At 58.8% G+C, this 22,121-nt stretch carries 17 protein-coding genes; 12 read left to right on the top strand and 5 right to left on the bottom strand.

From position 1 onward, the window contains the following. Nucleotides 1-22: 22 nt before the first annotated feature. A complete protein-coding gene (purN, locus tag FG381_RS10195; RefSeq protein WP_139688689.1) occupies nucleotides 23-673 on the bottom strand; it encodes a phosphoribosylglycinamide formyltransferase in 651 nt (216 codons plus the stop codon). Between the two features lie 257 nt (nucleotides 674-930). Between purN and FG381_RS10190 the strand changes: the two genes are divergently transcribed. From FG381_RS10190 to FG381_RS10165, 6 genes are all read left to right on the top strand, one after another. Further along, nucleotides 931-1,890, top strand: a complete 960-nt coding sequence (locus FG381_RS10190; RefSeq protein WP_139688688.1) for a bifunctional riboflavin kinase/FAD synthetase — start codon at nucleotides 931-933, stop codon at nucleotides 1,888-1,890. A 201-nt stretch (nucleotides 1,891-2,091) separates the two neighbouring features. Then, nucleotides 2,092-4,941 (top strand): isoleucine--tRNA ligase, encoded by a 2,850-nt coding sequence (gene ileS / locus FG381_RS10185; RefSeq protein WP_139688687.1) that lies wholly within the window; start codon nucleotides 2,092-2,094, stop codon nucleotides 4,939-4,941. After that, a complete protein-coding gene (gene lspA / locus FG381_RS10180; RefSeq protein WP_139688686.1) occupies nucleotides 4,942-5,472 on the top strand; it encodes a signal peptidase II in 531 nt (176 codons plus the stop codon). It begins immediately after the preceding gene. A gap of 156 nt (nucleotides 5,473-5,628) precedes the next feature. Further along, the gene (gene coaBC, locus FG381_RS10175; RefSeq protein ID WP_139688685.1) at nucleotides 5,629-6,843 is read left to right on the top strand and encodes a bifunctional phosphopantothenoylcysteine decarboxylase/phosphopantothenate--cysteine ligase CoaBC; all 1,215 of its coding nucleotides are present in this window, start codon (nucleotides 5,629-5,631) and stop codon (nucleotides 6,841-6,843) included. Between the two features lie 47 nt (nucleotides 6,844-6,890). Further along, nucleotides 6,891-7,337, top strand: coding sequence for a dUTP diphosphatase (dut, locus tag FG381_RS10170; RefSeq protein ID WP_174857865.1), 447 nt, complete (start codon nucleotides 6,891-6,893; stop codon nucleotides 7,335-7,337). 449 nt (nucleotides 7,338-7,786) lie between these two features. Continuing rightward, complete coding sequence (locus FG381_RS10165) at nucleotides 7,787-9,154, top strand: IS110 family RNA-guided transposase (protein WP_139687046.1); 1,368 nt, start codon at nucleotides 7,787-7,789, stop codon at nucleotides 9,152-9,154. 161 nt (nucleotides 9,155-9,315) lie between these two features. Here the strand turns inward: FG381_RS10165 and FG381_RS10160 are convergent, their stop codons facing one another. The 3 genes from FG381_RS10160 to FG381_RS10150 form a co-directional block, all read right to left on the bottom strand. Then, a complete protein-coding gene (locus FG381_RS10160) occupies nucleotides 9,316-10,527 on the bottom strand; it encodes an ATP-binding protein (RefSeq protein ID WP_226960371.1) in 1,212 nt (403 codons plus the stop codon). 187 nt (nucleotides 10,528-10,714) lie between these two features. Further along, nucleotides 10,715-13,267, bottom strand: a complete 2,553-nt coding sequence (locus tag FG381_RS10155; RefSeq protein ID WP_139688684.1) for a molybdopterin-dependent oxidoreductase — start codon at nucleotides 13,265-13,267, stop codon at nucleotides 10,715-10,717. A 147-nt stretch (nucleotides 13,268-13,414) separates the two neighbouring features. Next, nucleotides 13,415-13,930: a DUF2199 domain-containing protein gene (locus tag FG381_RS10150; RefSeq protein ID WP_139688683.1), complete on the bottom strand. Its 516-nt coding sequence runs from the start codon at nucleotides 13,928-13,930 to the stop codon at nucleotides 13,415-13,417. A gap of 108 nt (nucleotides 13,931-14,038) precedes the next feature. On the opposite strand from FG381_RS10150, the gene FG381_RS10145 reads away from it, so the two are divergent. The 6 genes from FG381_RS10145 (at nucleotide 14,039) to FG381_RS10120 (ending at nucleotide 20,120) form a co-directional block, all read left to right on the top strand. Further along, nucleotides 14,039-14,695 carry an AEC family transporter gene (locus FG381_RS10145; protein WP_139688682.1) on the top strand — a complete coding sequence of 219 codons (657 nt, stop codon included), beginning with the start codon at nucleotides 14,039-14,041 and terminating at the stop codon, nucleotides 14,693-14,695. Nucleotides 14,696-14,714: 19 nt separating this feature from the next. Beyond that, the gene (locus FG381_RS10140) at nucleotides 14,715-15,908 is read left to right on the top strand and encodes an IS110 family RNA-guided transposase (RefSeq protein WP_139686987.1); all 1,194 of its coding nucleotides are present in this window, start codon (nucleotides 14,715-14,717) and stop codon (nucleotides 15,906-15,908) included. 544 nt (nucleotides 15,909-16,452) lie between these two features. Continuing rightward, nucleotides 16,453-16,848, top strand: a complete 396-nt coding sequence (locus tag FG381_RS10135) for an AEC family transporter (RefSeq protein ID WP_407703350.1) — start codon at nucleotides 16,453-16,455, stop codon at nucleotides 16,846-16,848. Between the two features lie 159 nt (nucleotides 16,849-17,007). Continuing rightward, nucleotides 17,008-17,910 carry an AAA family ATPase gene (locus FG381_RS10130; RefSeq protein ID WP_139688680.1) on the top strand — a complete coding sequence of 301 codons (903 nt, stop codon included), beginning with the start codon at nucleotides 17,008-17,010 and terminating at the stop codon, nucleotides 17,908-17,910. Between the two features lie 286 nt (nucleotides 17,911-18,196). Next, complete coding sequence (locus FG381_RS10125) at nucleotides 18,197-19,564, top strand: IS110 family RNA-guided transposase (protein ID WP_139687746.1); 1,368 nt, start codon at nucleotides 18,197-18,199, stop codon at nucleotides 19,562-19,564. A 34-nt stretch (nucleotides 19,565-19,598) separates the two neighbouring features. Then, complete coding sequence (locus FG381_RS10120; RefSeq protein WP_139688679.1) at nucleotides 19,599-20,120, top strand: DUF234 domain-containing protein; 522 nt, start codon at nucleotides 19,599-19,601, stop codon at nucleotides 20,118-20,120. 117 nt (nucleotides 20,121-20,237) lie between these two features. Here FG381_RS10120 and FG381_RS10115 read toward each other — a convergent pair whose 3' ends face one another. Beyond that, entirely contained in the window at nucleotides 20,238-22,049 is a 1,812-nt protein-coding gene (locus tag FG381_RS10115) for a flavocytochrome c (protein WP_139688678.1), read from the bottom strand. Nucleotides 22,050-22,121: the final 72 nt, after the last annotated feature.

Raw genomic sequence — 22,121 nt, 5'->3', positions numbered from 1 at the left:
ATAGGGATAGGAGCGGAAAGCGTTATTCCGCATAAAAGACGGCAAGCTCGCGCGCGGTGGCGTCGTCCATCACGGCGCGGCCGTCAACGAGCTTCACGCGGCCTTCGGCCACGGCCTTCACGCACTTCGGATAGACCTTGTGCTCATAGGGGAGAAGGCGCGCGGCAAGCGTATCGGGCGTGTCGGTCGTCATCACCGGCACCACGGACTGGCCGATGATGGCGCCCCCGTCGAGAACGGCGGAAACGAAGTGCACGGTCGAACCATGAACGCGGCAGCCCGCTTCAATGCAGCGGCGGTGGGTATCAAGCCCGGGGAAAAGCGGCAGGAGCGCCGGGTGAATATTGAGGATTTTTCCTTCCCAGCGGGAAACGAAGCCCGGGGTCAGAATGCGCATGAAGCCCGCGAGCACGATGACGGCGGGTTCATAGGGCTCGATCCGGCGCGCGAGCTCCTCATCGAAAGCTTCGCGCGTGGCGAAGGCCTTGTGGTCGACCGCAAAGGCATCGAGCCCCTCGGCGCGGGCAGTCGCAAGTCCCTTGGCGTCCGGACGGTTCGAGAAGACCGCGGCGATTCTGAGGCCCTCAGCCTCCCAGTTTTCAGCGCGCGCCGTGCGCAGGATGGCTTCAAAGTTGCTTCCGCGGCCGGAAAGCAGAATGACGATGTTCTTCATGGAAGGGTTCCCCGCACGGGCGAGAAGAGAAATGGTGGGTAATTGAGTGGGCGGACATTCTAAGCGCGCGGGCGCTTGCGGATTGCCAGGAACCTTGAATTAATTCTCGGCGTCTTGAGTGAAATCCCCTAGTCACTCTGGCCTCGATTCAGAATCAGAGCGGAGCGCGGGGGCAAAACTCTGCCGGAAGGCGAAGTGCCAGCCGCTCAACAGTATAATTTTTCGCTCCAGAAATTCCTTTTTATTCCGTCATTCACATGCACGTTTTCCGCGGTCTCCCTGATCCCCGCCTGCGCGTTCCGAGCGCCATCGCCATCGGCAATTTCGACGGCGTGCACACGGGCCACCAGGCGCTTCTTCACGGCATGGTCGATGCCGCAAAGGATCGCGGTCTCGTGCCTTCGGTGCTTACGTTCGAACCTCATCCGCGCGAGTATTTCCCGCATCTCGATCCGGTTCCGCGCATTTCGACGCTTTTCGACAAGGTAAAGCGCATTCTCGACTGCGGCGTGGAGCGGATCTACATGCTCCCCTTCAATGAGCGCATCGCCCGCGAAGGGGCCGAGCACTTCGTGAAGGAGGTGCTCGTCAAAGGGCTCGACTGCCGCTGGATCACCGTGGGCGAAGACTTCCGCTTCGGAAGCGGACGCGCGGCCGATGCCCATGATCTTGTGAATTTCGGCAGGGAACATCATTTCGAGACGTGGATTTCCCCGCTTCTCTTTCACGGCGAAAGAAAGGTGAGCTCAACCCGCGTGCGGGAAGCGCTGGCAGCCGGGGACTTTTACGAAACGTCCCTCATGCTCGGGCGCCCCTACACGATGTCTGGCCGCGTGATTCACGGTCAGGCGCTCGGGCGCACGCTCGGCTACCCCACGCTCAACATTGCTCCGATTCCGCCCGGAAGCCGTGCGCGTCCTGCGCTCTCGGGCGTCTTTGCCGTACGGGTCGACGGGATTCTTCCCGGCGCGAGCATTCCGGGCGTCGCTTCGCTCGGGCTTCGTCCGACGGTTACGAGCTCTCGTCGCTGGCTCCTTGAGACCCATCTCTTTGACTGGCACGGCGACGCCTACGGCAGACATATCTGCGTCCGCTTCATCGAGCGAATACGTTCGGAACAGAAATTCAGCGGCCTTCCTGAACTCACAGCCGCCATCAAAAACGACGCCGCCCGCGCGCGTCAGATTCTCGGGCTTGCCCCGGGAACGCCGGAGTGAATTCCCAAGAGTGAGACCCCGGACTCATGAAATGAGAAGAGTCCCTGACCGGATCTCCCCCGACATGGAAGCCTCAGACGGAACCAAAAGCACGGGGATTTTTCCTTGAAACCAACTGAACGCACAGAACGGCGTCCCGCATCCGGGCCGCCCGGGGCGTTCGACCTGAAGAGCCCGAGGGGGCCAGGAGTTTTGACCAAAATGGCACAAGCTGACGATAAGAAGTATCCGCTCAACCTGCCGGATACACCCTTCCCGATGCGAGGGAACCTCCCCAAGCGCGAACCGGGCTGGATTCGCGAATGGGATGAAAAGAAGATTGTCGAGCGCATTCTCGACGCGCGGCGCGACGCGAAGAAGTTCATTCTTCACGACGGTCCTCCCTATGCCAACGGCGCAATTCACCTCGGTCACGCGGTCAACAAGATCCTGAAGGACATGATCGTCAAGGAGAAGACCCTCGAAGGCTTCTGCGCGCCCTATGTCCCGGGCTGGGACTGCCACGGCATGCCGATCGAAGTGCAGATTGAAAAGCAGCACGGGAAGAACCTCCCCGTCGACAAGATGCAGTCGCTCGCCCGCGCCTATGCGATGGAGCAGTCGAAGCTCCAGCTCGCCGACTTCAAGCGCCTCGGAGTTCTCGGTCTCTGGGACAACCCCTACCGCACCATGCGCTACGACACGGAAGCCGCTGAAATCCGGGCGCTGCGCCTCATCATGGAAAAGGGCTACGTCTACAGAGGCCTCAAGCCCGTCAACTGGTGCTTTGACTGCCAGAGCGCGCTTGCTGAGGCTGAAGTCGAATATAAGGACAAGGAATCCCCGATGCTCGACGTCGCCTTCGCCCTCACGGACGAAGACCACGAACGCGTCGAGAAGATCTTCGGCGTGAAGATCGAAAAGCCCTGCTCGATCGTCATCTGGACGACGACTCCGTGGACGATTCCCGCCAACCAGGCGCTCAACATGCACCCCGAGCTCGAGTACGCTCTCGTCGACTGCGGCGACCGCTATCTCATCCTCGGCAAGGACCTGACGGAAGACTGCCTCAAGCGCTACGGCATGACCGGCAAGGTTGCCGCCACCGCCATGGGCGCAGAGTTCGAAGGCGTGCGCTTCAAGCACCCGCTCTACGACATGCACGAGGGCTATCGCCGCTATTCGCCCGTCTACCTCGCCGACTACGTTGAAGCCACGTCCGGTACGGGCATCGTGCACTCGGCTCCCGCCTACGGCGTGGACGACTTCGTGTCCTGCAAGAAGCACGGCATGACGAACGACCAGATTCTCAACCCGGTGATGGGCGACGGCACCTATGCCGAGTGGCTGCCCTTCTTTGCCGGCATGAACATCTGGCAGGCCAACCCCAAGATCCTCGACACGCTGCGCGTTGCGGGCGCGCTTCTCTCCTCCGGGAAGATGACCCACAGCTACATGCACTGCTGGCGCCACAAGACGCCGCTCATCTACCGCGCGACCGCCCAGTGGTTCGTCCGCATGGATGCGCCCGACGAGGATACGAAGAGCGTGCTCGGCCTCCCCTCGTCCGAAAAGACGCTCCGCGAGGCGGCGCTCGAAGGCGTGAAGGCGACGAAGTTCTTCCCCGAATGGGGCATCAACCGCCTCTACGCGATGATCGAAAACCGTCCCGACTGGTGCATCTCGCGCCAGCGCAACTGGGGCGTGCCGCTTCCCTTCTTCCTTTCGAAGTCGACGGGCGAACTCCACCCCGACACGCTCGAAATCATGAAGAAGGTCGAGAAGCTCGTCGCTGAAGGCGGCATCGAAGCCTGGGCCAAGGTGAAGCCCGAGGACCTCCTCGGCGACGAAGCCAAGGACTACGTGAAGTCGACCGACATTCTCGACGTCTGGTTCGATTCGGGCACGACCCATTACACGGTGCTCCGCGGCTCCCACAAGGACATCCTCTCGTGGCCTGCCGACCTCTATCTTGAAGGTTCGGACCAGCACCGCGGCTGGTTCCATTCGTCGCTCCTCACGGGCACGATGCTCGACGGCCGTCCGCCCTACAACCAGCTTCTCACCCACGGCTTCTGCGTCGACGAAAAGGGCGAGAAGATGTCGAAGTCGAAGGGCAACATCGTCCGTCCGCAGGAAATCAGCGACAAGTTCGGCGCTGAAATCCTTCGTCTCTGGGTGGCCTCCACCGACTACTCGGGCGAGCTGCGCCTCGGTCCCACGATTCTGAACCGCGTCGTGGAATCCTACCGCCGCATCCGCAATACGCTGCGCTTCCTCCTCGCCAACACCTCGGACTTCGACTACTCGAAGGAAGCCGTGGCGCTTGACGACATGCTCGAACTCGACCGCTGGGCCGTTGCCTATGCGGAAGACTTCCAGAAGCGCGTGCTCGCCGAGTACAAGGACTACCGCTTCCACAACGTGGTGACGCTCCTGCAGACCTTCGCCTCGACCGACCTCGGCTCCTTCTACCTCGACGTTCTCAAGGACCGTCTCTACACGACGGCCCCGAAGAGCCTCGCGCGCCGTTCGGCCCAGACCGCGCTCTACCTCATCACGAAGATGCTTCTGCGCCTCATCGCGCCGATCCTCTCCTTCACGGCCGAGGAAGCCTTCAAGGTCTTCTCGCCCAACAAGGCCGAGACCATCTTCGTCGAGACCTTCGAGCACCTCCCCGAAGTGGGCGGCGACAAGGATCTCCTCGACAAGTGGACGCAGATCCGCGCCGTCCGCGCCGACGTTCAGAAGGCGATCGAGGACGAGCGTGCAAGCGGCACGATCGGCTCGTCCCTCCAGACGACGGGCGAAATCGCGGCGCCCGCGGGCCTCTACGAGGTTCTCGAGTCCTTGGGCGACGAACTCCGCTTCGTGATGATCATGTCCGAAGTGAAGCTCGTGAAGGCCGAAGGCAATGAAGTGAAAATCACGGTTCGTCCGTCGGAAGAAAAGAAGTGCGAACGCTGCTGGCACTATGTGCCGGGCGTCGGCAGCAATGCCGAACACCCGACCCTCTGCCCGCGCTGCGTCTCGAACCTCTTCGGCGCCGGCGAAAAGCGCCTCTTCGCGTAAATGGCTCAGAGAGTTGACGCAAAGCGCGCCGCCCGACCGGCTCCCGGCCGGGCGACGCCCCTGAAATTCAGCCTCTGGACCTTGTTCGGATTTCTCGTTCTCTCGCTCGACCAGGCCACCAAGTTCTGGTTCGAGCGGGCGTTCGACCCGGGCGACATTCATCCGGTGCTGCCGGGCTTCAACCTGGTGCTCGCCCACAATTACGGCGCAGCCTTCTCGTTTCTTGCGGAAATGGGCGGCTGGCAGCGGTGGGTGCTCTCCGCCTTTGCGCTCGTCGTCGTCTTTGTGGTGCTCAGAATGCTCTGGCGCCACAATGCGCGGTTTCTCTTCAGCCTCTCCCTCACGCTCATCGGGGCGGGAGCGCTCGGGAATCTCTGCGACCGGATGGCTTCCGGGTACGTGATCGACTTTCTCGACTTCTACTGGAGAAACTGGCACTGGCCCGCATTCAATGTGGCCGATATTGCAATCTGCATGGGCGCCGCAGGCATCGTCATCGATGAATTCCGGCACGTGAATAAGGAAAAATAGGCTTTCGCCAACGCTTTTCCTTTCGAAGCGCCTTCTTCCATCCCGGAAGTAGGCGCTTTTTGTTGCCAATTTTCGTGCAGAAAACGACTGTCTCCGGTGGCGCCTTTCAGGCAGAATTCAAGCGTTTCTTTCATTCATCAGCCGTCAGGGGAATTCATGCTCCAGGGCAAACGCATCACGCTTATCGTTTCGGGCGGCATTGCCGCCTTCAAGAGCTGCGAGGCAGCGCGCCTTCTGATGAAGGCAGGCGCAGAAGTTCAGACCGTCCTCACCGAGCACGCCGCGGAATTCGTGACGCCCCTCACCTTCGAAGCGCTCACGGGCAAGCCCGCACTCACGACCGAATGGGCGAAGAACCCCTATTCCGTGATGCCCCATATTGAGCTTGCCCGCACGTCGGACCTCCTTCTCGTGATGCCCGCCACAGCGAACCTGATTGCCAAGGCGGCAAACGGCATCGCCGACGACCTCGCGAGCACGCTCATTGCCGCGAGACGCTCTCCGATCGCCTTTGTGCCCGCCATGAATCAGGCGATGTGGTCGAATCCCGCCTTGAAGCGCAATGTAGAACACCTGAAGCTCGACGGCGCAGCGTTTTTCGGCCCCGTCGAAGGCCTTCAGGCCTGCGGCGACAAGGGAGCCGGGCGCATGATGGAGCCCGCGGAAATCTGCGAGCTCGCCGACGCGCTCTTCTCGCCCAAGACACTCTCGGGTAAGCGCGTCATCATTACCGCCGGCCCCACCTACGAAGCGATCGACCCGGTGCGCGGCGTCACCAACCGCTCGAGCGGGCGCCAGGGCTTTGAAATTGCGCGCGCCGCGAGAAATGCCGGCGCCGAGGTCACGCTCATCGCGGGCCCGGTCAGTCTCCCGACGCCCGTGGGCGTGCGCCGCATTGACGTGGTTTCCGCCCGGGACATGGATCAGGCAGTTCAGACGGAACTTGACCAGTCTCCCTGCGACCTCTTCATCGGCGTCGCCGCCGTCGCCGACTGGCGTCCGGGTGCGGTGTCGATCCGCAAAATCAAGAAGGATGCTTCAGGCCATTCGGCGCTTCAGGACCTCCTCTGGAGCGAGAACCCCGACATTCTCGCCCGCGTGGGCGAACGTCCCGGTGCACCGCTCACGGTCGGCTTCGCCGCAGAGACGGCCGAGGGCGCAACGCTCTCCGCCTTTGCTCGCGAGAAGCTGATCCGCAAGCACGCCGCGCTCATCGTCGCCAACGACGCGCGCTTTGCGCTCCACTCTGAAGAAAATTCCATCCGCATTGTGAGCGCCTCTGAGGAGGAGCATTTCGGGCCGGCACCCAAGCGCGCCTGCGCCGAATTCATTGTGGCAGCTGCTGCACGGGAGCTCGCTCGCCGTGGATAATTCCACCTCCGATTCACACTGAATCCGAAACAGAATTCACAGACACCATGCTCATCGACCTCAAGATTCTTGACGAACGCGCCCGCGAACATCTTCCCAAAACGGCAACGCCGGGCTCCGCCGGCGTAGACCTGCGCGCCATCCTGGATGCGCCGCTCGTGGTTGCCCCGGGCGAAACGAAGCTCCTTCATACGGGTCTCGCCATTCACGTTGCCGACCCGGGCTTTGCCGCGCTCATTCTTCCGCGCTCCGGTCTCGGACACAAAAAGGGCATCGTGCTCGGCAATCTCGTCGGCCTCATCGACAGCGACTACCAGGGCGAACTCATGCTCTCCATCTGGAACAGAAGTTCTGAACCCTATGAAGTGACGCCCTTCGAGCGCTTGGCGCAGCTGATCGTCGTCCCGGTCGTTCAGCCTGAGTTCCGCATTGTCGAGTCCTTCGACGCCTCCGAGCGCGGCACGGGCGGCTTCGGCTCCACGGGCGTGGAATAGCCTGATTGAAGGGCGCATCAACGCCTCGATGCGTTCAGCATTTTTTCGGCAGGGAAGCGCTGCGGACCCGCTTCAGCGCTTCCTGACCGAGCAAGCCTGAAGCTGCTCAGCCGAAGCCGAGCCGCACCAGCATCGACTGAATCCTGCAGTCAAAAAATCGTGATGAGTAAAGGGCTTCCTCACCCTCTATCATGAAAGATGAGGAAGCCCTCGGCGCGCGACCTGTCTGCGTACGTTTTTTTGGTAACGTTTCTGACGCTTGCCGTCAAAAAATTGCAGCGGAACTTTCGCACCCTATATTGCTCTGTTCGCTGGCTTGAACGCTGGTGACTAGGCGTGTGGAAAAATGAGCGTAGCTTCCGGGTGGTTGCTGCGTCTACCTGTTTCTCCAACATCTTCGTGGTTGCCAGGGCTTCCTCGAACCCCAATCATTTCTTAATGGAGGGGCTATGAGTAAGTCTAACCGTACCGATACGCCATTGCGAGCTGCCCGTGCGCAGATCAGTAATCCCGAAATTACTGTTCACGCGATGTACCGCTCGGCAATAGGCATTGACGTTCATCTCAACCTACTCGTCTGCTGCCATCAGAAGCAGGTTGCAGGTCATCGTGAACAATCTGAGAGCCGGGATTTCAATACCGACCGCGCAAGCATCGATGCTTTCGCCGCCTGGTGCCGTGAATGCAATCCCGACATCATCCTTATGGAATCAACCGGGTCATTGTGGCAGAGCCCGTACGAAGCCCTCGAGAGAGCCGGCTTCACTTCTGAGCAGCTGGCTCTGATCAATGCCCGCGACGCCAAAGCGGCAGCCGGCCGCAAAACGGACCGCAAGGACGCATCACGTCTGGCGTCTCTTGCCCGAACGGGAAACTTCAAAAAATCCTTCGTGCCGGAGAAGGCCTTTCGTCTGCAGCGCGTCATTTCACGTGATCTGCAGAAGAACAGGAATGACATTTCCCGAACTTCCAATCGTTTCGGCAAGTCTCTGAATCTCACCGGATGCCGGCCTACAACGGTATTCAGCGACATCCGCGGAGGCAAAGCTGCCAGCCTCATCCTGATGGCCAAGCTCAGAGATGATCCGCACTTGTTTGATGTCATCAAGCAAAACAGCCGCCGGCTGCGGGCAAGCCCTGAGCAGATCATGCAGGCGCTCAACTTCGAAATCGAGCCGATGATGAAGGAGCAGATTCTGGCGCTCCGGAAAAAGATCGATCAGCTCGAGGAGTACGACCGAAGCACTTTCGAAAGGCTCCGCCAGCTGCAGGCTCCCTACGAGAAGGACATCCAGCTGCTCATTACCATAACGGGGATTCAGGAACGCTCGGCCCGCATGATTTACGCCGAACTCTGTGCGGATTTGAAGGACCACTTCCCCACGTCAGAGCAGTTTACTTCCTGGCTCGGCATTTGCCCGGGGGACAACACATCTGCCGGCAAACAGAAAAGTGGAAAATGCCCGAAAGGGAACAAACACCTGAGGCGCACGCTGATTGAAGCCGCCAGAGGACTTGTGGTCGGCGGTACCGCTGCGCTGAAGGAAAAATTCCAGGTGCTCAAGATGCGGCGCGGCTACAGGCGTGCCATGGTCGCCTTCGCACACCTGCTCGCACGCATCATTTATTCCGTTCTCACTCATCAGAAAGGCTTTGAGCCTTACCAGTCAACGGCGTTTCGGGACACCTTGATGGAACGAGCAAAGAACGGCGTAAAGCAGTTGCTGAAACTCAAAGGAACGAAATACGTGATCGCTGACGGCCTGGTTGTGGAGACGAAAACGGGTGCGATCCTAGGCGCAGTCGTCAGCAGTTAGCGTAGCTTCAGCAGCCTGAGAAGCAGCAGATACCATGCTGGACGTTCTTGTGAGAACGCCCGCAGGGAAGGTCGCGCGCCGAGGGCTTCCTATCTTTCGTGGAAAAACAACTGCAATTGAAGATCAGTATCTTCAAACCAGAAAAACTTCTTGATCATCAATTAAAAATCTAATAAAAATTTAATAAAATCTTTAACCATTATTCCATCTATGGATCCCTCAGCCATAGGACTCATCGTGAGGAGGAATTTCGGATAGTTGTCCTTGATTTTCTGAAGCGGCGCGAGTTCCCGCGCCCGGTTCTCATCGGTGAGAAGGTAGCAGACCTGGATGTAGATCTGCACGTCGCGCTTCCTGGCGACAAAGTCAACCTCGAGCGCATCAAGCTTTCCGATGGTCACGTCGTATCCCTTCTGCCTCAGATGGAGATAGACGATATTTTCGAGGAGCCCGGCAATGTCGTCAGGGCGGAAGCCGACAACCGCATTGCGAATGCCGGTATCGCAGACAAAAATCTTTTCCTGCGTTTCGAGAAGTTTTTTGCCCTTGAGGTCGAAGCGTTTTGCCTTCTCAACGATGAAGGCGCGCTCGAGAAAGCGGAGATAGTTGTATACCGTTTCCGTGCTGAGCTTTCTCCCCTGGCTCTTCAGGAAGTCCGACACAGTCTTCGCGGAAAATGGACTTCCAATATTATCCATTAAAAACATAATGATTCTTGAGAGGAGCTCGACATCGCGCACGTTGTTGCGCTGCACGACGTCCTTCAGCAGCACGGCGTCGAAAATGTCGCCCAGGTACTGCATCCGGGCTTCCATGCCGCCGCCGATCTGGTGCAGCCCCGGGAGGCCTCCCTGGCGGACAAAGGCGTCGAAAGCTTTGAGAAGGTCGCACGATTCGGTCTTCAGGCCGTTAAAGAGCAGAAACTCCGCAAAGCTCAGCGGCCAGACGCGGATTTCGACATACCGCCCGGCAATGAGCGTTGCAAGCTCACCGGAAAGGAGCCTTGCATTGGAGCCGGTGATGGTGATGTCCGCATTGAGATCCACCCGGAACGCGTTGACGGCCTTCTGCCAGCCTTCCACTTCCTGAATCTCATCGAAGAGGAGATAGACTTTCTCTTTCGTCTCTCCGGCATTCGCCATGACGCGCTTGTAGAGCGCCATATAGTCGAGCAGATCTGCATTGGCAAGAGACTCAAAATTGAAGCTGAAGATTCTTTCCGGGGGCACGCCGCTATTGAGCAATGCATCTCTATAGAGCTCAAGCAGGGCGCTTTTCCCGCAGCGGCGCATTCCCGTAATCACCTTGACGACGGGGCTGTCTTTGAAGCGCAGAAGTTGTTCGAGGTAGAGCGGGCGCGGATACATATGCATGAGATCCAAGGAAATTCTTTTATAAAAGAATTTTACCGCATTCCCTCTATATTTTTCTTTTATAAAAGAATTTTCATTGTTTTCAATAAAAAGCCGCGGATTCCGACGAAGAGAATCTGCGGCTTCTTCTATTGAGGAAAGCCTTCGGGAGCAGAGTTCCCGAAGCCTTCCTCATGAGCATCACGCGTCAGGCCTGAAGCACGCTTTCAGGCTGATCGTAGACGTAAACGCGCGGAAGCGCCTTCGTCCACTTTTCCACCTCAACGAGCGCGGTCGAAGCGATGTTGCCGCAGGCGAGCGACGACGTGGGTTCATCCATCGTGAGCGTATTGGAGTTCCCGTGCACGTCGACGCGGAGGCCGTCGATATCGAGGGGAGCGAACCAGGCGCCATGGTGCACGACCACAACGCCCGGCTGCACGCGGTCCGTAACGTAGACGCCCGCAAGGAGGGCGCCGCGGTCATTCTTCACGAGCGCGACGTCGCCCGACTTCAGGCCCCTCGCCTTCGCGTCCGCCGGGTTGATCCAGCAGGGCTCGCGGTCGTTGATGTTCGCAAACTGATGGCTCACCGTGCCGTCGAGCTGGCTGTGCATGCGGTAGCGGCTCTTGCAGGCCATGAGCGCGAGCGGATGCGCCTTGGTCTTCGTGTTGACGCCTTCGGTCGGAACGAAGTACGCGGGGTGCCCGAGGCAGTCCTTGTAGCCGTAGGAAGCGATCTTCGGCGAATAGAGCTGAATGAGGCCGCTCTCGGTTGCAAGCGAATTCGCCTTCGGATCCTTGCGGAAGGCTTCAAAAGCCACAAAATTGCGGTCCTTTTCGGCCACGTCGAAGAGGAAGTAGCCCTTCTTCCAAAACGCTTCGAAGGCAGGGAGCTTCACGCCGATGCGTTCGCCCATCTTCTGCGATTCGCCGTAGAGACGCTTGATCCAGCCCATTTCATCAAGCCCTTCGGTATAGGCCGCTTCAAGGCCCATGCGCTTTGCAAGCTCGCTGAAGATCCAGTAGTCGGGCTTCGACTCCCACTGCGGCTCAATCGCCTGCTGCATCGCCACGAGACCGTCGTTCGAGTAGGTGCCGATATTGGTGATGTCGTTGTGTTCGAAGACCGTCGCCGCAGGAAGCACAATGTCGGCGTGACGCGCCGTCGCCGTCCACACCGTGTCGGTGACGACAACCGTTTCGGGCTTCTTCCAGGCGCGCTCAAGCTTCATCGTATCGGGCTGGTGCGCGAAGGGATTGCCGCCCGCCCACATGACGAGGCGTACTTCCGGATAGGTCACCTTCGTGCCGTTGAAGTCGATGGTCTTGCCGGGATTGAGGAAGCAGTCGACAAAGCGCGCGACCGGAATCGTCTGGCTTCCCTTCCAGGGAAGGGTCGAGGGCTTCACGGGCTTGACGCCGCTAGAAATGCCGCCCAGGAACGGTCCCGTGCAGAGGGGCGAGCCGCCGTTGGAATAGTGATAGTTGGTGCCGATGCCGCCGCCCGGGAGGCCGATCTGACCGAGCGCCGCCGCGAGCGCAAAGCCCATCCAGTGCGACTGTTCGCCGTACTGGATGCGCTGGATGCCCCAGCCCATCATGATCATCGTGCGGTGTTCCTGGAGCTCATGCGTGAGACTCACGATTCTTTCGGCCGGCACGCCGCATTCGCGGGCGGCCCAGGCCGGAGTCTTCTCGACGCCGTCGGTCTTGCCGGTAATGTAGTCATGAAGTTCCGGCCAGCCCGAGCAGCACTTCGTGAGGAACTCGGTATCAGCCTTCTTCGTTCTCACGAGTTCGTGGAGCATGCCGAGCATCATGGCGCAGTCCGTGCCGGGACGCGGGGCGATCCATTCGGAGCCCAGATATTCCGCGGTGTCGGGCTTCAGCGGATTGATGGCGATGGTCTTCGTGCCCTTTTCCTTCAGCGCGCGGAAGTAGCCGTAGCTGTTGTGGAGGGTCGTGAGCCAGTCGATATCGTTCGTCACGATCGGATCGCACCCCCAGAGGACGACGCGTTCGGAATGCTTCACCACCACGTCCCAGCTCGTCGAGCGCGGGTCGCCCGTGCCGACGACGTAGGGCAGAATGCGGCTGATGGCGGCCGTCGAATAACTATTGATGCACTGGATGAAGCCGCCTCTCAGATTGAGAAGACGCTGCTGGAGGTTGATCGCGGCATTGACCTTGCCCGTCGACATCCAGCCGTAGGAGCGGCCGAAGACGGCGCTCGGGCCGTAGGCGTCATAGACGCGGTTCATTTCCTTCGCGACGAGGTCAAGCGCCGTCTCCCAGGAGACGCGCACGAACTTCTCTTCGCCGCGGTGTTCGCGGCTCGCGGGGCCGTTCTTGAGATATCCCTCGCGCACCATCGGATAGCGGATGCGGGAAGAGGAATAAGGAAGCTCGCAGAGACCGTTCATGTTGACGGTAGGCGCATAGTCGTGCTCAAAGGGCGTCAGGTGCGTGAGCTTTCCGCCCTGAACATGCGCGCGCACGACGCCCCAGCGGGACGCCGTGATGACTTCGTTTTCGTCGAGCGTCGACTTCCCGAGGCTGAAGGTGTTGGAGAGCTCCAGGTCCTTCTTTGTCGGAATGGAAAGAGGCTTCTCGCGGAACTGTGCGGCGCTCTTGAGCGCTGCAGGATTTCCTGGTTCAACCGGGGCGGGCTTTGCGGCAGCGTTCGTCTGAGGTACGAAGGCGGCCGCCGTGCCGGCAGCACCAGCGGCGAGGAAATTTCTGCGTGTGAGACGGGACATAGCAATTCCTTTTCTTTTTGGATTGGAATGCCGAAAACTTTACGTTTCCCGTCTCCCTCGTCTCAAATGAGAATTGCTCTCGATTGATTCAGATCGAGCTCATCGCCCGATCTTAACCGAGTGTTATTCCTCCAATGAATAGCGTTTTCAGGCTTCCGCCTCATCTTCCTCATCATCGTCGCCAAAGAGCTCCCGATCGAGCGCCTCATGTTCGGCGAGCGACATGCCGCGGGCCTGCTGAATGCCGAGGTCGCCCTCGAGCACGCGGATTTCCGGACGGCGGCCGGCATGGAGCGTGAGCTCAACATTGGCGCCGAACGCTTCCGGCATGCCGGGAATGTCGTTTGCGAGACGACCCGCAATCACGCGGCCTTCGGCGGCCTCGGTCTGGAAGTCCCTCACATAGGCGTCGTGGTCGCCCGCATCGACCTCCGCCCAGACGCCCCAGGTGAAGCTTCCGTCCTCTTCCGTGAAGGGGATTTCAATGACGCCGAAGAGGAACTTCTCGCCTGTTTCAAGCGCCGCAAAGTCCTCGTTGAACTTTCCCGCACGGTAGCGGTTGACGTAGTCGAGCTGCCAGAGGCAGTCGGGAAGCTTCATCTGAATGTCGCGGCAGAGTTCGTCTTCAGCCGCTTCAAGCTTCTCTTCATAGTCTTCGGTCATGGCATTCTCCGGAAATCCGTACTTTTGAAAGTGTCCCGAAACTATACCTGCCTTGCGAAGCGCATACTTGAGGGAATTTTTTTGATTCTTGTCCCCGCAAGTCCTCCCATGGCGCTGTTTCTCCATCACATTGCGCTCTGCGCTCCGCTCTTCATTCTCGTTGCGCTCGGCTGGGCGCTCATCAGGGCAAAAGTCTTCACGCCGGCCGTCACGAAGGCACTGGGAAGCTTCACGTTCCGGCTTCTGATGCCGGTGATGCTCTTCGAGCTTCTTTCCAACCTCTCCGAGATGCCGCCCATTGACTGGCGCATCCTCATTGCATTCTTCGGCTCCTGCGCCATCGTTTATCTCGCGGGCCGGGGCGCCGTGAAGCGCCTCTTTCATTCCGACGCCGCCGGCACGACCGTACTCGCCATGGCCGGGATCTTCGGCAACAACGTGCAGCTCGGCGTCCCCATCGTGCAGGTGAGCCTCGGCGACGCGGCGATGCCCTCCATTTCGATCATCATTCTCTTCAACGTGCTCCTTCTCTGGACCGTTGCCATTGCATCCGTCGAATTCGGACGAAGCGGCCGGATCACCAATCCGAAGGAAGTTCTCGCACCGATGCTGCGCGTCTTCCGCAATCCGGTCGTGCTCGGCATCATCGTCGGCACCGCCTGGGGGCTCACGGGCTGGCACCTTCCGGGCTTAATGACATGGACCACCCACTGCATCGAACCCGTTCGAGCGAATGGGCGCGACAATAGGTGTATCTACCTCTAATACCGCAGGAGGCCATGCCATGACAAAGAAGCATACGCAAACGACGCTTGATGTTTCCATCGAATATTCCGCGATCGGGCTGGACCTCGCCAAATACGACGTTTCCTTGGCAGCGGTGACGCTCAACGAGGGAGAAATTATTTGTATCGACCGCGTGACTTATGCTGAGCTCTATGAGCTTGCCGACAAGCTCTCCCCGACGCTGTTTGCAGTTGAACCGTGCTGCGGCTACTCGCAGCTTGCCCTTGAGCTCGAGGCTCGCGGCCATGAGATGCGCGTTATCAACGGCAAAGTCGTCAAGATGTGGATCGACACGCATATGTCGGGCCAGAAAACCGACATCAACGATGCGCTCGCGCTTGCCCGGCTGACGGCCGATCCGGATCTTCGGCCTATTCGCGCGAAATCTCTCGAAGAATGCCGCATTATGACGGTGCAGGGCGTGCGTCAGCAGCTGATCGGACAACGTACGAAGACGCTCGTCAGCTTCAAGGGCTTTGCCCAGACCTGGGGAATCCACATGCCTGCCGGCAGGCGCAATCTCAAAAAGATGCGTGAAGCCGTGGAAGCTAAGGCAGACATGATGGGCGACGCAGCTGTCTCTGCTCTGACGACGATGCTTGACCGCGTGAAGACGCTCGATGATCAAATTCATCAGCTCGACAAGGACCTTGAAGCACTGGTCAGCGCCAATGCCAACGGCAGGCTGCTGAAGAGCGTCATGGGCGTCGGCACTCAGATCGCCGCCCGCTTCATTACGGTTGTCGGCGATGTAAAACGGTTTGAAACGTCACGCTCGCTTGTTGCCTACATCGGATGCGTGCCGAAAAATTACATTACGGGGCATGTGAATAAGCCCAGACAAAAGAAGAGCTCTGCTCCCGACCTGAGCAGCAAGGGCCAGGGGCGAATCAGCCGCCGCGGCGACAAATTGCTGAGATCCCTGCTGATGCAGGGTGCGGCCTGCATCTACATGCAGTACTGCAAGAGGCAGCTGCCCGACTGCCAGCTCACAAAGTGGATTGACAAGCAGCTGGCGGTGAGGAAGCCCTACGGCAAGATCATGGTGTCGCTGGCGGCGAAACTCATCCGGATCGCATGGGCGGTGCTCACCTACGGCAAAAAGTTCGACATCCACAGAGCGGGCGTCCCCCGCTCGGTGCTGGCGGCGATGGCCGTTCAACCCAGCAATGAGGCTGCCGCTGCAGCATGAGGCATCGGCAATTCCATAACTAATCGCGTGAAATGAGAAACCCTTTTCTGTAAGGCTTGTCCGACAGCTATTCATGTCGAATTGCACTTGATGCATGTGGCTTTTTATTGGCAAGGACAAGACTTCTGATGAGTTCATTTTGGCCATGGCATGCAAGCATGCCGACAGGCCTGAGAGATTAACGGAAGCGGCCTCTCTCGTTGATGCGTGATTACTGGGACTGGAATACTGCCGGCAACAACCAAAATGACATAACACGGATTAGCCGATGTAGGGTCGCTAAGTCCGAATGCGGGCTGCGCTTCGCTTGTCGCATTCGCACATAGCGACATTGTATCGGCGGAGGTCCTGTAAAGCGGCTTACGCGGCATATGCTCCGCTCGGCCTGAAGGCCGTGCTCGCTATTCCACGACCGCTTGACAGGAATAGGCTCAGTGCCTGAAGGCACCAGGCCAGCAATGCCGCCAGCTGCCGCTATAAGGCGCTCGACTAACTCACTGCCCGCAGCTTCGCTCCTGAGCTCGCGCGTTACCGTACTTGGAGCTTGACAAACGTGGGTGGTCCAGAGATCGTCATGGAGTCCGTTCATTATGTGTCGGTCGCCACGACGCCCATGTGCCTCATCGTGGTCGGCATGGGACTCGCCGAACACAGCTTCTCGTCAGCACTTCCGAAGGGCGTTTTCGTTACGATCGTGAAGCTCATGATCCAGCCTTGTCTTGTCTGGCTCATCGCCCGGCTCCTTGGGTTGGGTGACCTCGAAACGAATGCCGTCACCCTTATGGCGGCGCTCCCCGTGGCGATCAACGCCTATCTGATGGCGCAGGACTTTGAGGCCGAGGAAGGCGGCGCGAGCAATGCCATTTTCGTCTCCACCTTCGCTTCGGCAATCACGGTTCCGCTTACGCTCACGCTCCTCGGCGTTGCGCCCGTTCTGTAGCTGAGCCTCCTGGCTCATGCGGATTGACGGCCGTTGAGGTTGATATGTACGGGGACGACGTTCAAGCGGTCGAAAGGCCGTCGTTTTTCCTTCACGCACTTTACCTAAATTTCATTAAGGTAAATTCACCGAAGGAACCATCTAAAGCAAGGATGCGCCATGCGCTTTTATGGTCGCGAGGAAGAAATCCATCTCCTTAGAAAAGAGCTTGATCTCGCCATGCGGAACAAAGCCGGACGCCTCACTGTCGTCTGCGGCAGAAGACGCATTGGCAAGACGCCCCTGATCCTGAAGGCGTTTGATTCCGCATCGTGCCCGGTCATCTACTTTTTTGCCGGGAAACGCACTCAGGAATCCGAACTTATCGCCTCGTGGACCGAAGCGCTCGGGGAAGCGCTGTCGCTCCCCTGTAAGCCAGCATTTGCAAACATCAATGAGATTCTTGAATTCCTCCTCAAGGCATCCGCGAAAAGTCCCTTGGTCGTCGTGATTGACGAGTGCCAGGAACTCGAGCGCAGCGTCAATGCTTTCTGGAGTCGCCTCCGGGAAAGCTGGGACCGCTTTCATCGGGAAAGCGAGCTCGTACTTGTCATGAGCGGGTCATCAGCCGATTCGCTCAGGCGGATCTTCAGCAATGCATGTGAACCGCTTTACGGACGGGCTGATCTGCTTCTGGAGATCAAGCCTTTTGACAATACGCTCCTTACCACTATTGCGCGGAATGAATTTCCAGGCATTCCGCCGGAGGACCTCCTAACGCTTTTTGCGCTCACCGGCGGCGTTGCTCGTTACGTCGAATTTTTCGTCGACAACGGCATCGGCAGCACGAACGACATGATCAATCTGGTCTTTTCACCTGAAGGCGCCTGGTTTCGCGAGGAAGGAAACGTTCTTCTCGCAAACGAGTTCCGGATGGAATCTCCCGTCTACCAGAGCATTCTTACTGCCGTTGCGCGCGGCGCAAATGAATGGAGCGCCATCAGCGGGAAAACCGGGAGAGCCGACGTGACGGTGTACCTCTCCCGGCTCGAGAACATCTTCAAATTGATTGAAAAATCGTGATGAGTAAAGGGCTTCCTCACCCTCTATCATGAAAGATGAGGAAGCCCTCGGCGCGCGACCTGTCTGCGTACGTTTTTTTGGTAACGTTTCTGACGCTTGCCGTCAAAAAATTGCAGCGGAACTTTCGCACCCTATATTGCTCTGTTCGCTGGCTTGAACGCTGGTGACTAGGCGTGTGGAAAAATGAGCGTAGCTTCCGGGTGGTTGCTGCGTCTACCTGTTTCTCCAACATCTTCGTGGTTGCCAGGGCTTCCTCGAACCCCAATCATTTCTTAATGGAGGGGCTATGAGTAAGTCTAACCGTACCGATACGCCATTGCGAGCTGCCCGTGCGCAGATCAGTAATCCCGAAATTACTGTTCACGCGATGTACCGCTCGGCAATAGGCATTGACGTTCATCTCAACCTACTCGTCTGCTGCCATCAGAAGCAGGTTGCAGGTCATCGTGAACAATCTGAGAGCCGGGATTTCAATACCGACCGCGCAAGCATCGATGCTTTCGCCGCCTGGTGCCGTGAATGCAATCCCGACATCATCCTTATGGAATCAACCGGGTCATTGTGGCAGAGCCCGTACGAAGCCCTCGAGAGAGCCGGCTTCACTTCTGAGCAGCTGGCTCTGATCAATGCCCGCGACGCCAAAGCGGCAGCCGGCCGCAAAACAGACCGCAAGGACGCATCACGTCTGGCGTCTCTTGCCCGAACGGGAAACTTCAAAAAATCCTTCGTGCCGGAGAAGGCCTTTCGTCTGCAGCGCGTCATTTCACGTGATCTGCAGAAGAACAGGAATGACATTTCCCGAACTTCCAATCGTTTCGGCAAGTCTCTGAATCTCACCGGATGCCGGCCTACAACGGTATTCAGCGACATCCGCGGAGGCAAAGCTGCCAGCCTCATCCTGATGGCCAAGCTCAGAGATGATCCGCACTTGTTTGATGTCATCAAGCAAAACAGCCGCCGGCTGCGGGCAAGCCCTGAACAGATCATGCAGGCGCTCGACTTCGAAATCGAGCCAATGATGAAGGAGCAGATTCTGGCGCTCCGGAAAAAGATCGATCAGCTCGAGGAGTACGACCGAAGCACTTTCGAAAGGCTCCGCCAGCTTCAGGCTCCCTACGAGAAGGACATCCAGCTGCTCATTACCATAACGGGAATTCAGGAACGCTCGGCCCGCATGATTTACGCCGAACTCTGTCCGGATTTGAAGGAGCATTTCCCGACGTCAGAGCAGTTCGCTTCCTGGCTCGGCATTTGCCCGGGGGACAACACATCTGCCGGCAAACAGAAAAGTGGAAAATGCCCGAAAGGGAACAAACACCTGAGGCGCACGCTGATTGAAGCCGCCAGAGGACTTGCGGTCGGCGGTACCGCTGCGCTGAAGGAAAAATTCCAGGTGCTCAAGATGCGGCGCGGCTACAGGCGTGCCATGGTCGCCTTCGCACACCTGCTTGCCCGCATCATTTATTCCGTTCTCACTCATCAGAAAGGCTTTGAGCCTTACTTGTCAACGGCGTTTCGGGACGCCTTGATTGAACGAGCGAAGAACGGCGTAAAGCAGTTGCTGAAACTCAAAGGTACGAAATACGTGATCGCTGACGGCCTGGTTGTGGAGACGAAAACGGGTGCGATCCTAGGCGCAGTCGTCAGCAGTTAGCGTAGCTTCAGCAGCCTGAGAAGCAGCAGATACCATGCTGGACGTTCTTGTGAGAACGCCCGCAGGGAAGGTCGCGCGCCGAGGGCTTCCTATCTTTCGTGGAAAAAGAGCTCCGCTCAGCGGCCGGCTCTCCGGGAAAGGCGTCCGCTATTACCTGAGCGACCCATTCTTCAAATTCTGGTACCGCTTTGTCGACCCGCTGGACCAGAGGTCTCTGGCTGCCCGCGCTCAATGGCAGCGGCTGCAGGACTACTGCCGGGAAAACTGGCCGACCTATACGGGACGAACGCTCGAGGACTGGTTTCTCGCCCGATACCGCAGCGACCGCCAGTGGGATCAGGTCGGACCGTGGTGGGACAGACGCGGGGAAAGTGAGATCAACCTCGTCGCCGTTTCTCATGCCGACAAAAAACTCGTCTTTGCCGAGGTGAAGCGGAATCCCGAACGACTCGACATGCAAGCGCTACACGTCAAGGGAGAAGCGTTTCTGAAGGCCAACGGCGCACTTGCCGGCTACGAACAGGAGTACCGCGGTCTTTCGCTCGAAGACCTTTAAGTCTGCTTCCGCTCGTCAGGGCGCGAACGGCCAAATGCAAACGGGGACGCCCGGAACGGAAAAACTCCGCCCGAAGCGTCCCCGCGAGAGATTGCGTCTCTGTTCAGACTCGAACGCTTACTTGAGCGTTGCAGCGTTCGTGCCGGCCGTACGGCCGAAGACCATCACGTCGGCAATGGCGTTGCCTCCAAGACGGTTGCTCCCGTGAATGCCGCCCGTCACTTCGCCCGCGGCATAAAGCCCCGGAATGACGTGGCCTTCAGCATCAAGCACCTGCGCCTTCACGTTGATCCGGATGCCGCCCATCGTATGGTGCACGGTCGGAACCTTCCGGCAGGCGTACCACGGACCGCCGTCGAGGACCTTGTCCGCGGCATTGTTGGCGAGGAAGCCGAGCGGATCCTTGGCCTTCCCTTCAACAACGGCGTTGTAGCCCTCAACGCTTGCCTTCAGCTTAGCCGGATCCATGCCGGTCTTCTTCGCGAGGTCGTCGAGCGTATCGCCTTCAACGACGCTGCCGAGCGCGAGCATGTTGCGGATCGTCGCGCCGTTCGCATCCACGAAGTCCGGGCTCGGATAGCGGAGCTTATTGACGACGATCCAGTAAGTGCCCTTGGGCTGCGCGAAAATCGCCTTCGCGAGCACGTCGCGCGCCGCGCCTTCATTGACGAAACGTTCTCCCGAGAGGTTGACGAAGATGCGGTTGCGCCCGGACGTGCGGATGTTTTCCATGAGGCCCGTACCCGGCGTTCCGCACGGATGAATCTGGATGTCGTCGAGACCGATCAGCTCAGCACCCACTTTCTTCGCCATCACGAGACCATCGCCCTGAGCTGCCTTTGCAAGATTCGTGCAGCCGATCGAATTGTCGAGCTTCACTTCCTTCCAGACGCCGGTGTTGTACTCCTGACGCATCTTGATGTTGGCGCCGAAGCCGCCCGTGGCAATCACCACCGCGCCCGCATCAACGGTAATCTTGCGGCCGAAATTCTCGGCCATGACGCCCGTGACGCGCTTGTTGGCGGTAATGAGATCCGTCACCTTCGTATCCGTGAGAACCTGAATGCGGCCGCCCGAATTCTTAATGACATCTTCGAACGTGCGGATGTAGGTATTGCCCGAAGGCGTCGCCGGATAGTGGCTTCTCTGCCAGAGGGCGCCCGTTGCGGTGCCGATCTCATCCTTAAACTTGACGCCCAAGCCTTCGAGCCAGTTGACCTCGTCCATCGAGTGGGACGTGAGGTACTTCACGAGCTCCGGCGTTCCCTTGTTGTGGCCGCCCTTCATCGTCTGGTCGTAGAACTTCTGGACCGAGTCCTCGATGCCCTGCTTGCCCTGACGGACCGGGTCAACGGCGTTCAGAGCGCCTTCGGACACATTGGTCGAGCCCCCGAGGAACCCGAGCTTCTCGAGCACGAGAATGTGCTTCGCGCCCGCTTCTTCAGCAGCAATGGCAGCGGCAAGACCCGCTCCGCCGCCGCCCACGATGACAACGTCGGCCTTGTAGGTCTTTTCAACCGCCGGATGCTTCTCGACCTTCTGGCTCAACGCCTTCATGTCGCCGCCCGCCTGCTTGAGGCAGTCGCGAACGCCCTGAAGGAGCGCGAAGCTCGAAATGGTCGCGCCGGTAACGGCGTCAACGCCTGTCGACTGGTAGTTGAGCACTTTCTGGCTCACGAGGTCGAGCGCAACCTTGCCGACGCCGATCGTTTCCAGATTCTTGGAATAGTCGATCTTCTCAATGCGGTTCTTCGACACCGTCACCTTGACGGTCATCGGCGCATTGTGGCCGTTGACGGTCGCTTCGTAGACGCCGGGCTTGAAGGTGCTCGGCGCCGTGGCGGCTGCATTTGCCGTCGCGGCAGCGCTCGCGACGCCGAAGAAGGCGGCAAGCACTGCTTTTGCAAGCAGATCGGTATGCATGGACATGTTTTTCTCTCCTTTATATGAAATGCCGGAATTTCACGCCTGTGTCAGTGCGAATTCGGCATTTCCATTTCA

It is taken from the genome of Sutterella faecalis (genome assembly GCF_006337085.1).
GTDB lineage: Bacteria > Pseudomonadota > Gammaproteobacteria > Burkholderiales > Burkholderiaceae_F > Sutterella > Sutterella faecalis.
This window is presented reverse-complemented; position numbering and strand designations above follow the sequence as displayed.

Excerpts from the sequence above, each read along its gene's own strand:
- purN (WP_139688689.1), bottom strand. The coding sequence starts at position 673 with ATGAAGAACATCGTCATTCTGCTTTCCGGCCGCGGAAGCAACTTTGAA.
- FG381_RS10190 (WP_139688688.1), top strand. The coding sequence starts at position 931 with ATGCACGTTTTCCGCGGTCTCCCTGATCCCCGCCTGCGCGTTCCGAGC.
- ileS (WP_139688687.1), top strand. The coding sequence starts at position 2,092 with ATGGCACAAGCTGACGATAAGAAGTATCCGCTCAACCTGCCGGATACA.
- lspA (WP_139688686.1), top strand. The coding sequence starts at position 4,942 with ATGGCTCAGAGAGTTGACGCAAAGCGCGCCGCCCGACCGGCTCCCGGC.
- coaBC (WP_139688685.1), top strand. The coding sequence starts at position 5,629 with ATGCTCCAGGGCAAACGCATCACGCTTATCGTTTCGGGCGGCATTGCC.
- dut (WP_174857865.1), top strand. The coding sequence starts at position 6,891 with ATGCTCATCGACCTCAAGATTCTTGACGAACGCGCCCGCGAACATCTT.
- FG381_RS10165 (WP_139687046.1), top strand. The coding sequence starts at position 7,787 with ATGAGTAAGTCTAACCGTACCGATACGCCATTGCGAGCTGCCCGTGCG.
- FG381_RS10160 (WP_226960371.1), bottom strand. The coding sequence starts at position 10,527 with ATGCATATGTATCCGCGCCCGCTCTACCTCGAACAACTTCTGCGCTTC.
- FG381_RS10155 (WP_139688684.1), bottom strand. The coding sequence starts at position 13,267 with ATGTCCCGTCTCACACGCAGAAATTTCCTCGCCGCTGGTGCTGCCGGC.
- FG381_RS10150 (WP_139688683.1), bottom strand. The coding sequence starts at position 13,930 with ATGACCGAAGACTATGAAGAGAAGCTTGAAGCGGCTGAAGACGAACTC.
- FG381_RS10145 (WP_139688682.1), top strand. The coding sequence starts at position 14,039 with ATGGCGCTGTTTCTCCATCACATTGCGCTCTGCGCTCCGCTCTTCATT.
- FG381_RS10140 (WP_139686987.1), top strand. The coding sequence starts at position 14,715 with ATGACAAAGAAGCATACGCAAACGACGCTTGATGTTTCCATCGAATAT.
- FG381_RS10130 (WP_139688680.1), top strand. The coding sequence starts at position 17,008 with ATGCGCTTTTATGGTCGCGAGGAAGAAATCCATCTCCTTAGAAAAGAG.
- FG381_RS10125 (WP_139687746.1), top strand. The coding sequence starts at position 18,197 with ATGAGTAAGTCTAACCGTACCGATACGCCATTGCGAGCTGCCCGTGCG.
- FG381_RS10120 (WP_139688679.1), top strand. The coding sequence starts at position 19,599 with ATGCTGGACGTTCTTGTGAGAACGCCCGCAGGGAAGGTCGCGCGCCGA.
- FG381_RS10115 (WP_139688678.1), bottom strand. The coding sequence starts at position 22,049 with ATGTCCATGCATACCGATCTGCTTGCAAAAGCAGTGCTTGCCGCCTTC.